Raw genomic sequence first — 11,405 nt, forward strand, 5'->3', positions numbered from 1 at the left:
TTTTAGCTTAGTTCTAGTAGTTTTTGATGAGAAAATGCACGAAGATCTTCGAAAAAGGTAGTAAAATCGTCTTCAAAAATTTGATAATTCTCCAACAAGTCTTCTATAGCTAAATTCATTTTTGATTTTCCGTTGGTACGTCTATTCATTCCGTTTAATACTTCTTGAATTCCTTTGGCAAATTGATAATTATATAACCAATTATATTGCACTATATAAGGGAGCATGTCTTGTGTTTTTTCAGGGAGAATATCAAAGTTTTCTTCAAGTAATCGATATACGGAGTTTACATAAATATTTAGCGGTATTTGTGAATAGTTTTTCCAGTTTTTAGCTAGGTAATGGTCATAAAAAATATCAATAATTACTCCGTCGTAGTGTCGGTAACGTTCATGCAATCGGCGTTTGCTTATCCTAACAATTTCATGTGCATCGGTGTAGGTATCAATTTCACGATGAAGTAAAATTCCTTTTTGAATATCTTGATGATAGTGAGAAAATTTATTGCCTTTCACATGATCTGCTATAAAGTTACCAATCATAATATTTGTATTACTCTCAGAAAGGTATAAGTGCGCTAAAAAATTCATTGCATAAATGTAAACAAAAAACCACAATTGATGTGTTTAATCAACCCAAAAATCGGGTTTAGTAACTGATCCCAAGACAGTGCAATCGCCACATATTCTTTTTACAAGTGTATAGGGGCCTTCTGGATTTAATAGGTCAGCTACGGGAATGTTGTCTGTATAAAAAATATAACCTGCTTTGATAAAATCTAAAAGAGGAGTTTGATTACCTCTGTCGTAGAAAATAGGAGAATATAAGACGCACTCATCGGGAAATGGTGGATAAAAAGGGGTTACATCTTCCCGATTGATAAAGATACGTTTCGATGATACGTTATTAACTTCAAAATACCCTATGACTTTCGTATCAGGATTGGAAATAGATTTTATATTTCCTTGTAGAAACCCTACTTGATTTTCAGAGAAGACATTATCTGAATTTGAAAATTTTTTGAGTATTTGATAATAATTATGGGCATTGTAGTTTTGAACGAATTGTTTTACTAAAATGCTGTATCTGTGGGAAATCATAAAGTCATTCGTAGGAAAAGAGCGAACTGGTAAGTTTTCAATTCTATCTTTATCTAAGCCTGTAGTCTCTGTTAAAATTATTTGATTAGAGTATAACGTCTTATAACAAACTTTGCTTTTAATTTTTCGAGGAACTTTTGTAACTCTGTAACTTATGCTTCCACTATAGGTATAAACTTCTAAGGAGTCATTACTGTAGTACGGAGCTACAATTTTATAGGTTTCTTCATATTCAAATTTATAAAATTGAGCATCGTTATTAGGGGTAGCACTACTAACTTTAATGCTAACAATTTCCTCTCCGCTATCATTGACTTCTACAGCTGCAGCTATTTCATTTAAAGAGCTTTCAGGGGTCAATATTTCCTGATCAGAAGCAAAAATTTCTCCGTCTTGTGTTTCAATATGCAAGATATATGTTTCATTTCTTTCGGCCGAAAAGGGGTTTAAAGGCTCATAAATTCCTTCTTCAACTTCAGTGAATTGATACTTTTTATTCAAATTAGTTGCAATGTAGAGGTTGGCATTTCGCTCAGGAAAAAAACCAGAGGTATCAATTCGATAGGTTCTAGATAATTTAATTCGATGCTTTTTGTGTTCGTTCGTTATTTTACCATCTACTACTAGTAAGTTTTCATACGATATAGTCAATGGAGAAAACGGCTCAAGACAACTTGTAATTGATATGAGTAAAAATAAACAACCGACAATGAATGTTCGTGATTTTAAAACTTTCATAACCTCTTAAAATGAGTGAGCTTGAGTAAAAATTTTCTCCATATTATTTAACAGTAAAAAACTTTTGTATTGAAATTGGGTTTCCTGAGCTATCAAAACCTTCCACTTCGATTACAAATTTTCCTGAAATATCGGAAGTGTAAAAAAAGAGATTCTTGCTGTTATTATCAAAATTAGGTTCCCAAAACAATTGCACCCTGTAATCGGGAATTCTTTCTTTTGAATTCAAAGAATAATTTTCTTGGTAATATTTTTTGAATGGTAATGGTTTTAAAATTGTAAACTTCTGATAATTCATTTGATCATCACCAAAATTATGCTTAAAAGTATCTACATACATGATACCTTGATAAATATTATTTCCAAAGACATGCTTTTCTTGTGATAAAGAAACTGTTTTTATTTTTTTTGGATCAAAATCAAAAAAATCAGTATGATTGCTTACAATTAAACCGTCTACTATGAGGAGTGAGGGAAAACTAGTATCGGTATTTTTGTTTGCATCTCTAACGTGAATTTTGAACTGGTTGTTTTCTTTTGTAAACCATACATTTTCGAGTACTTCTATGATGGTTTCTCTAATAGAATTAAAACGCGTGTAATCATCTAAATGTACCACTTGGTTTATACTCGTTAAGAGTGAAGAACTTGTAGAAGTATAAAAAGAGCTATCTTTTTTTATCAAACTATAGGCATTTTCAATTTGAGCATAGATGCTTCTTTCAAGTATAAAATCTTTTTCGTTTGGAGTTAATGCTATTGCTTTTACAGTATTGTTCTTCTTATTATAAGAAAATTTTTGGTTTGATATACTTATTTTATAATCAGTATTTTTCTTATCTAATACTTGCAAAATGATTTCTGAAGTACTCAAATTTTCTACACTAAAATAGAACTTTCCACTTTTGTTTGTAGTAGCAATTTTGGTAATGGGTTTTTTACCAGCTATCGACAACCCTATTTTCAACCCTTTTACGCCTTTTGATTTGTCAATAGGTATAATTTCTCCCTCAATTAAATTACCTCTTAATTCAGGTAAAATGATTTTTTTTTGAAAAGTGTCATCCTGAATAAAGTTTTCTCCTATGTTCAAGTTTTTTAAAGTTTTTTTATAACTATCATTACTATTAGCTAGTCTTACAGATACTGAATAGTTTCCAGAAGATAAATTGTTTAAAAAATCTAATGTTAATTTTTGCCTCTTATTTTGTGTGCTTAGTTCATTTTCTTTTTTTACATCTAAATTTTTATGGGCTGATTGAATGGTTTCGGAAATACTTTCAAAGTCTGTTGTATAGGGATTAATAATTTGGATAGTATCTTCAAAAAAAGTACGATAATTATTCATCCATTTTGTATATGATATGATTTTGTATGTTCCAGTTTCTATGGTATTGTTGATAAAAAAATCTCCGTAACCAACACCGTTATTTAGATTTATTTTTTGTTTTAGAACGCTTTCGTTTTTTGAATTAATTACTTCAAAGTAGGCAATTTTACTAATTTTAGAAGGTTGATTATTTTTATTAAGACAGTATAGCTTATAAAAAAACTGCTCTCCAGAAACAATTTGGTTTGTATTGTAATGCACAAATATCTTTTCTATGGGAAGTTCTTTTGTGTGAATGCTATTTTTGGTATTGTTTTGAGATAATACAAACCCAATATGTAGCGTGAAAATTATATATAAGAGTGTCTTTCTTTTCATGATTTACGTATTTAATCTATCCAAAAATCGGGTTTTACAATTGAACCTAATACTGTACAGTCACCGCATATTTCTTTTACAACCACATACGGACCTTCTGGTGTTAGCGGGTCAGGATTAGGATTGTTATTTTCGTCAAAATAAATGTATCCATTTAAAAGCGCATCTAACAAGGGTCTGGCGCCACTTATATCATAAAAAGTAGGAGCAAAGGTATAACATTCATCAGGAAAGGAGATGTAAGTAGATCTGATATCTTCCCGATTGATAAAGATACGTTTCTCAGATACGCTATTAACTTCAAAATACCCTATTACTTTCTCATCAGGGTCAGAAATGGATTTTATATTTCCAGATAAGAAACCTACTTGATTTTCTGAGAAAACATTGTCTGAATTCGAGAATTTTTTCAGTATTTCATAATAATTATGGGCATCGTAGCTTTGAATAAACTGCTTTATTAAAATACTATATCTGTAAGAAATCATAAAATCATTGGTTTGAAAAGATCGAACAGGAAAATTTTCAATTCTATCTTCATCTAAACCCGTAGTCTCCGTTAAAATTATTCCATTAGAATATTGGGTTTTGTAACAAACTCTTTTGTTAACGGGTCGTATAAGTTTTCGTACCTTATAAGAACCACCACTGAGACTGTAATCGTAAGGTTCTAAATAATAATTACTGTAGTATGGGGCTACAATTTTATAGGTTTCTTCATATTCAAACTTATAAAACTGAGCATCGTTATTAGGGCTAGCGCTACTAACTTTAATAGTAACAACTTCGTCTCCGGTATTATTAACTTCTACATCAGCAATTAAGTTATTTATAAAACTTTCAGATGTTAATGTTTCTTCGTTTGAAGTAAAAACTTCACCATTTTTTGTTTCAATATGTAAGGTATATGTTTCATTTCTTTTTGCAGAAAAAGACTCGATAGATTCATAAATTCCTTCTTCAATTTCAGAAAATTGATATTTTGTATTCAAATTAGTTGTAATATATAGGTTTGCATTTCGCTCAGGAAAGTACCCTGTAGTATCGATACGATAGGTTCTAGATAGTTTAATTTGGTGTTTTTTCTGTTCGTTCGTTATTTTTCCATCCACCACCAGTAAGTTTTCATACGATATGGTCGATGGTGAAAACGGCTCAACGCAGCTTGTAATAAATACCAACAGATACAAACCAGCAAGTAATCTTAATAATTTAAAAGTTTTCATAGCACTTTAGAATTTAAAATTATACGTAATCGTTGGTACTGGAACTGAAAAAATCGAGCTTTTAAAACCGTTTACATTTCCATTTTCAGCCTCGAAAAAAACAGAATAAGGGTTGTTGCGACCTAAAACATTGTAAATGGAAATGTTCCAAAAGCTATGGGCAAGCTTTTTTATTTTATGATTTCCTTCTATATTAAGACCAATATCTAGACGATAATAATCAGGAATTCTGAATTCATTTCTGTCGCTATAATACTGATATTCTGAATTTCCTTGCAGGTATTTACCTGCTGGGTAGGTAACAGGTCGCCCAGTTTGAAATGAAAAATTGCTAGACAGGCTAAAGCGTTTCGTTAATTTATAATTTAGGACCAAGGTCAAATCATGCGGTTTGTCATAATTTGTTGGAAAATACTTACCTGCATTTACAATTTCTTCACTAAAATAACTATCAAGCTTAATAAATGATCGAGAATACGTATAGCTCAACCATCCATTTAGTATGCCTTTATTTTTTCTGAATAGAAATTCGGCACCATACGATTTACCCGGTCCTTGAATCACTTCAGTTTCAATGGCTTCATTTAACAACAAATTGGCTCCTATTTTATAGTCTACTATATTTTTAAACTTCTTGTAATAGGTTTCAAAACTGACTTCATAATCGGAATTTTCAAAATTCTTAAACAGTCCGATAGAAAACTGATCGGCCTCTTGAGGTTTTATATTAATGTCAGATAACCTCCACGTGTCAAGTGGAGAAGCAGTAGTGTTGTTACTAAGTCTATGAATGTATTGAAAAGATCTGTTGTAGCTGCCTTTTAATGAAAGGTTGTCTGTTAAAGAATAGCTTCCCGACAATCGATAACTTAGGTTGTAATACGATTTGTGTACTTCGTTATGTTTATAGTTTTTTGTTTCAACTAGCGTAGAGGAATTTTTAGGAGCGTTGTCTTGATATATTCGTTGATTTGTTGCTCCCAATGCTAAGTATTGCGACATACGTAGTCCTAAATATAAATTCAGTTTTTTGCCTACATTATACTTGTCTGATACAAATAAACTATTTTCTAAAGCTCTTTCGTTGGGTATTATTAGAGGAGTTACATCTGAATCTTTTCCACTTGGAAAAATTGAACCTGGAGATATATTGTATAATTTAGACTCAAGTCCATAATTAAAATGATGTTGTTTAGAGTGTAAATACTTAAACAGTAATTTTAAGTTAGTTTCGTTTATGCTATACTTTAAATTAAAGTTTTTATTGCCATCACTCTCATAATCAATATTAAAATCATACTTACTGTTAGAGACAAATAAACTACTACTATTTTTTTTATTAAATGTATGTTCCCAATTCAAAGTTACTAAGCTGTTACCATAAGAGTTTATAGAGTCTGAGGCAATTTGAAAAGAGTCTTCACTATAATACCCAGTAATGTCTATAGTGTTATGATCGTTTATTTGATGATTGTATTTTGCAATAGCATCGAAAAAAGAAGCACTACTGTTTTTTAGTTTCTTGTCATCCAACACTTTTAAAACCCAATCAGAGTAGGTGGTTCTAACTCCAACCATCAACCCAGATTTTTCTTTTATTATGGGAGTCTCGATACTTAAATTACTAGTTACGGGTCCGATTGACCCTTCTCCTTTTATTGTTTCTGTGTTCGGTTTTTTTGTTTTCATATCGAAAACAGATGAAAGCCTGCCGCCAAATTCAGAAGGAATGTTACCCTTGTAAATTTTTAAATCGCTTGTTGTAAATGGGTTTATAGCCGAAAATAACCCTAAAAAATGAGTAGGATTGTAAATTGTTCCATTGTCAAGTAAAAATAAATTTTGATCTACTTTTCCTCCTCTTACATTCAAACCTTCAGCACCTTCACCTGCAGATTTAATACCAGGTAGCGTAGTTGCCACTTTTAGTATATCTCTTTCTCCCAAAACCTGAGGTATAGTTTTTATATCTTGAACTTTAATCTGTGTAACACCTGTTATGGGCTGTTTCAATTTAAGTCTTCTTTTAGTACTGATAGTAATTTCGTCTAGTTGTTCTGAAATTTCCTGTAATTTAAAGTTCAAACTACTGTTGTTGTATAAAATAATTTCTTCATACTCCTTTAAGTAGCCTGTTAAAGAAGTTTCAATTAGATTTTTTCCAAGTGGTAGCTTCAATTGGTAAAATCCCTTATTGTTTGTTGTAGTAAATAGGTTTTTGTCTTTTTCTGAAACAATTACCCCTCCAATAGGTTTACCATTTTTAAAATCTGTTACTAAACCACTTAGCGTATAATAACTCTTTTTTATAGATTCTTCTTTTCCTAGTATAACTATTTGGTTATTGTTTTTTTGTGGATTAATAAAAATAGGGCTTTCATGTATTGTACTCTTTTGGTTTTCTTTTACATTAGTAATTAAGTTTCCTTTAGTTAGAATTATTTTTTTATCATCGGTAATAAAGTAGTTTACCTGAGTTTCATAAAAGATAGTATCTAATATTTGATGAATGCTGACGTTGATAAAATTCTTGTTAATACTACTTTTATTATCCAACCATTTATCAATAAAAAAGAAATGATAATTAGAATTGTCTTCAATGAGTTTAATAGCTTCTAGTTGACTACTATTATTAAACTTTATTGACAATTTTAAGGAATCCTTTTGTGCATAGGAATTTAAAAAAGCAAATAGTAAGAAGAAAATTGGAAGTGTTTTTTTGTATAGCATTTTTTATTTCAGATTATTTAAATACTTAATGAGATTAATCATAAATAAATCAGAATTTTTCCTTTTTAATTTATTGTTTGCTCTAAAATAATTGGTAATAGCTTTTTTCATTTCTGGCAAAACTTTTATAAAATCATTTTTATTTTTGAACTCGTACATTGTATTCTTGTATTCAAAAAAATAGTTTTCTTCTTCCTTGAATTTGAAATAAGTATAGCGTTGGTCAAGTTTTTTTTGTTTTGTCTTATAGTGCTTTTTAAATACTGAGAGTTGGTCTGATAAATGCAATATTTCTAAAAAACCGTATTTTTTAGAATTTAAAAAACTAAAATTATTAATTCTAAAATTCGAGATTAGAACGTCATTTAAAACAATCTCTTTTAAATTTATTTTAGTAATTAGTTTATCGTTTAAAAGATCGTATTTTAAATTAACATTGTAGTACTTATGATTATTATAAGTTAGGTCTCCTACATTATAGTTTAAGCTCTCAAAATAAGGATGGTTTTTATTATCTATTCTAAAATTACTAGTATAGAGTTTTCCATAGCTTAAGTCAGAATTTTCTAGAGATACAGTCGAATCAAAAATTAAACTGATTTCCTTGAGTGAATCGTCTTGGCAGTAACTACATAAACTCACCAAAAAAAATAAGAGTGTACAAAAAGACTTTTCCATATGTTTTTTTTCTAAAAATACAAAAAAAACCACAACTAAAATGTTGTGGTTAAAAAAAATTGTGTATACAACTTTAATATTTAGGTATTGCTATAAGGCTTATCCAGTAAAAAGGTGAACTATTTATTTTAATTTTTAACAGGAGTATTTTTTAAAATTTCTAACAAAAATTTCCAGAATTTTTGAGTAGATGATATTTGTGCACGTTCATCAGGTGAATGAGCACCTTTAATGTTAGGTCCGAAAGAAACCATATCCATTTTTGGATAGTTTTGCCCTAAAATACCACATTCTAATCCTGCATGACAAGCGGCTACGATAGGCTTTTCGTTGTGTAACTTTTCATATAAATCAGTAACCGTCTTTAATATTTCAGAATTTACATTGGGTAACCACCCAGGATAAGAACCAGAAAATTCCACATCAAAACCTGCTAACTCAAAAGACGAACGTAACGAGTTGGCTAAATCCCATTTATTGGTTTCAGAAGAAGAACGCGTTAAGCATCCAATTTTAATAGCTCCGTCTTTTACAATAATACGTGCAATGTTGTTTGAAGTTTCTACAAGTCCTTCAATATCTGGACTCATACGATATACACCATTTAAAGCAGCATAAACCGCTTTAATAAAACCTTCTTGAACACCTAATTCCATTACGTTTTCAGGAGTATCAACTTCTTTTAATTCAATACTAAGGTTAGGTTCCAATGTTGAAAACTCTGCTTTGATATTGTTAATAAGTTCATGTATTTCAAATAAAAAAGGTTCTTTCGATACCGTGTCAATCACTACAGATGCAAAGCTTTCACGAGGAATCGCATTGCGTAAACTACCTCCGTTTATTTCACTCACACGCAAACCAAAGTTCGTAAAACCGTCAAATAACAAACGATTCATAATTTTGTTAGCGTTTCCTAAACCTTTGATGATGTCCATACCAGAGTGACCTCCATTTAACCCAGTCACAGAAATTTCATAGGCGATTGTGTTTTCAGGAGTAGCTTCTTCGTTATAATTTCTAGTAGCAGTGATATCGACACCACCGGCACATCCCATGCCTATCTCATCGTCTTCTTCGGTATCTAGGTTTAATAAAATGTCACCTTCTAATATACCGCCTTCAAGTCCCATAGCACCTGTCATACCTGTTTCTTCATCAATCGTAAACAATGCTTCAATTGCTGGATGCTGAATATCTTTCGATTCTAAGATTCCCATTATAGCAGCAACCCCTAAACCGTTGTCAGCCCCTAAAGTAGTTCCATCGGCTTTTACCCAATCACCCTCTACAAACATGTTAATTCCTTCGGTATCAAAATCAAAAACAGTATCTGCATTTTTTTGATGTACCATATCTAAATGGCTTTGCAAAACGACCGTTTTGCGGTTTTCCATCCCAGAGGTAGCTGGTTTTCGAATAATAACATTTCCTACTTTATCAACCATGGTTTCAAGATGTAGTTTGTTACCGAAATCTACCATAAATTGTATTACTCTTTCCTCTTTTTTAGATGGACGAGGCACTGCGTTTAAGTCGGCAAAATTTTTCCAAACAGCTTTGGGCTCTAGGTTTCTTATCTCTGAATTCATGTGAATTGAAGTTTTAATTTTAAAGTTACGAAGATACTTAATCCTTATCGAAAAATTGTAAATTCGCAACATGGATTTTTCGTCGAAACTATTAGAAAACGCAGTAAATGAGGTAAGTCGATTGCCAGGAATTGGCAAGCGTACAGCACTTCGTTTAGTGCTACATTTATTAAAACAACCGAAAGAAAACACGAAGTATTTAGCAGAGGCGCTAATGCATTTGCGTAACGGCGTAAAATCGTGTAAGAAGTGTCATAATATTTCAGATACGGTGTTGTGTGATATTTGTAGCAATCCGAAGAGAAATGGAGAAATTGTGTGCGTGGTAGAAGATATTCGTGATGTAATGGCAATTGAAAATACGGCACAATACAGAGGTTTATATCATGTTTTAGGAGGGAAGATTTCTCCTATAGAGGGTATTGGTCCTCAAAATTTACAAATAGAATCGCTAGTAGAAAAAGTAAAAGAAGGAGAGATTAAAGAACTGATTTTTGCATTAAGTTCTACGATGGAAGGAGACACCACGAACTTTTATATTTACAAACAGATAGAACAATACAAAATTACAACGTCAACCATTGCCCGAGGAATTTCGGTAGGAGATGAGTTAGAATATGCCGATGAGGTTACTTTAGGAAGGAGTATTGTAAACAGAATACCGTTTGAACAGTCGATAAAAGGGTAAGAGAAATTGCTGAAAAATGGAAATAGGAAAGAAATACTACTTAAAGTTATTCCTCCTAATTAGTACTATATACTATACATAAGAATGAAAACCTTTTTCATAGCACTATCATTCGTTTTTTGTTTTCTCTTTTAGAGTTATTCGTTTAGTTTTTTATCCTCTTCAATCAGCTCTTGCTCGAATTTATCCCACGATTTTTTAGCTCTCATTTTTTTGTAAATACGAACGCCCATCATAAGTAATATTCCAAAAAGTACAATCCCCACAACACCCCATATCCAGTTAATACTATCTTTTAAAACCGCTAAAAAGACACCAGCAAATAAAATTACTGTTGGAATTTCATTGAATAGGCGAAGTTTGTTCGATGTGTATTTAATCTCGTCACGTTGTAGTTCTTTGTATATCTTATGGCAAAATGCGTGATAAAAATACAGTGCTAGCACAAAGGCCAGTTTTACAAGCATCCAAGGCATTTCTATATAGATAGGGTTTTTCCATAGCATCCAAAAAGCAAAAAAACTAGCTAAAAATAAAGAAGGCCAAGTAATAATATACCACAAACGTTTAGACATTAACTTGTATTGAGTTTGAAGAATATTCTTAGCAGGTTCATCTTTTTTTTCTGCTTCTACATGGTAAATAAATAAGCGACCTATGTAAAATAATCCAGCAAACCAAGTAACAACAAAGATAATATGTAATGCTTTTACGTATAAAAAGTCCATTTTTTTTAATTGTAAAGTTTAAAGACTGCAAAGTTACGAACTTTTTAAGTTTGGTAACTGTTAATTAAGATGAGATTATTACCTTGTTATGACTATTTATGATAGCAGTTTCTATTATCGATTTGCAGGTTAAAACTGTTCGTTTTTACTGTAGATATCTTAGTTTTTAAAATATAAAGTAGGTTTGTATAAAAACAATTTTTGTAATAGAGTATGG

The 11,405-nt window shown here is 31.0% G+C and carries 9 protein-coding genes; 1 reads left to right on the plus strand and 8 read right to left on the minus strand.

The genetic code is table 11. From position 1 onward, the window contains the following. Positions 1–2 precede the first annotated feature (2 nt). The 7 genes from P8625_RS00745 to P8625_RS00775 form a co-directional block, all read right to left on the minus strand. Entirely contained in the window at positions 3–590 is a 588-nt protein-coding gene (locus P8625_RS00745) for an acyl carrier protein phosphodiesterase (RefSeq protein WP_279651597.1), read from the minus strand. Between the two features lie 36 nt (positions 591–626). Beyond that, on the minus strand, positions 627–1,838 hold the full coding sequence (locus tag P8625_RS00750) for a DUF4249 domain-containing protein (RefSeq protein ID WP_407704754.1): 1,212 nt from the start codon (positions 1,836–1,838) through the stop codon (positions 627–629). Between the two features lie 43 nt (positions 1,839–1,881). After that, complete coding sequence (locus P8625_RS00755) at positions 1,882–3,546, minus strand: hypothetical protein (RefSeq protein ID WP_279651599.1); 1,665 nt, start codon at positions 3,544–3,546, stop codon at positions 1,882–1,884. Positions 3,547–3,557: 11 nt separating this feature from the next. Continuing rightward, a complete protein-coding gene (locus P8625_RS00760) occupies positions 3,558–4,772 on the minus strand; it encodes a DUF4249 domain-containing protein (RefSeq protein WP_279651600.1) in 1,215 nt (404 codons plus the stop codon). Between the two features lie 6 nt (positions 4,773–4,778). Beyond that, positions 4,779–7,502 (minus strand): TonB-dependent receptor, encoded by a 2,724-nt coding sequence (locus tag P8625_RS00765; protein WP_279651601.1) that lies wholly within the window; start codon positions 7,500–7,502, stop codon positions 4,779–4,781. 3 nt (positions 7,503–7,505) lie between these two features. Next, the gene (locus tag P8625_RS00770; RefSeq protein ID WP_279651602.1) at positions 7,506–8,180 is read right to left on the minus strand and encodes a hypothetical protein; all 675 of its coding nucleotides are present in this window, start codon (positions 8,178–8,180) and stop codon (positions 7,506–7,508) included. Positions 8,181–8,308: 128 nt separating this feature from the next. Then, positions 8,309–9,772 carry an aminoacyl-histidine dipeptidase gene (locus P8625_RS00775; RefSeq protein ID WP_279651603.1) on the minus strand — a complete coding sequence of 488 codons (1,464 nt, stop codon included), beginning with the start codon at positions 9,770–9,772 and terminating at the stop codon, positions 8,309–8,311. 70 nt (positions 9,773–9,842) lie between these two features. Here P8625_RS00775 and recR point away from each other — a divergent pair, with 70 nt between their 5' ends. Next, positions 9,843–10,460 carry a recombination mediator RecR gene (recR, locus tag P8625_RS00780; protein ID WP_279651604.1) on the plus strand — a complete coding sequence of 206 codons (618 nt, stop codon included), beginning with the start codon at positions 9,843–9,845 and terminating at the stop codon, positions 10,458–10,460. Between the two features lie 137 nt (positions 10,461–10,597). Here recR and P8625_RS00785 read toward each other — a convergent pair whose 3' ends face one another. Further along, positions 10,598–11,188: a CopD family protein gene (locus P8625_RS00785; protein ID WP_279651605.1), complete on the minus strand. Its 591-nt coding sequence runs from the start codon at positions 11,186–11,188 to the stop codon at positions 10,598–10,600. Between the last annotated feature and the right edge of the window lie 217 nt (positions 11,189–11,405).

This window comes from Tenacibaculum tangerinum (genome assembly GCF_029853675.1).
Taxonomy (GTDB): domain Bacteria; phylum Bacteroidota; class Bacteroidia; order Flavobacteriales; family Flavobacteriaceae; genus Polaribacter; species Polaribacter tangerinum_A.

Excerpts from the sequence above, each read along its gene's own strand:
- P8625_RS00765 (WP_279651601.1), bottom strand. The coding sequence starts at position 7,502 with ATGCTATACAAAAAAACACTTCCAATTTTCTTCTTACTATTTGCTTTT.
- P8625_RS00770 (WP_279651602.1), bottom strand. The coding sequence starts at position 8,180 with ATGGAAAAGTCTTTTTGTACACTCTTATTTTTTTTGGTGAGTTTATGT.
- P8625_RS00760 (WP_279651600.1), bottom strand. The coding sequence starts at position 4,772 with ATGAAAACTTTTAAATTATTAAGATTACTTGCTGGTTTGTATCTGTTG.
- P8625_RS00750 (WP_407704754.1), bottom strand. The coding sequence starts at position 1,838 with ATGAAAGTTTTAAAATCACGAACATTCATTGTCGGTTGTTTATTTTTA.
- P8625_RS00745 (WP_279651597.1), bottom strand. The coding sequence starts at position 590 with ATGAATTTTTTAGCGCACTTATACCTTTCTGAGAGTAATACAAATATT.
- P8625_RS00755 (WP_279651599.1), bottom strand. The coding sequence starts at position 3,546 with ATGAAAAGAAAGACACTCTTATATATAATTTTCACGCTACATATTGGG.
- P8625_RS00785 (WP_279651605.1), bottom strand. The coding sequence starts at position 11,188 with ATGGACTTTTTATACGTAAAAGCATTACATATTATCTTTGTTGTTACT.
- recR (WP_279651604.1), top strand. The coding sequence starts at position 9,843 with ATGGATTTTTCGTCGAAACTATTAGAAAACGCAGTAAATGAGGTAAGT.
- P8625_RS00775 (WP_279651603.1), bottom strand. The coding sequence starts at position 9,772 with ATGAATTCAGAGATAAGAAACCTAGAGCCCAAAGCTGTTTGGAAAAAT.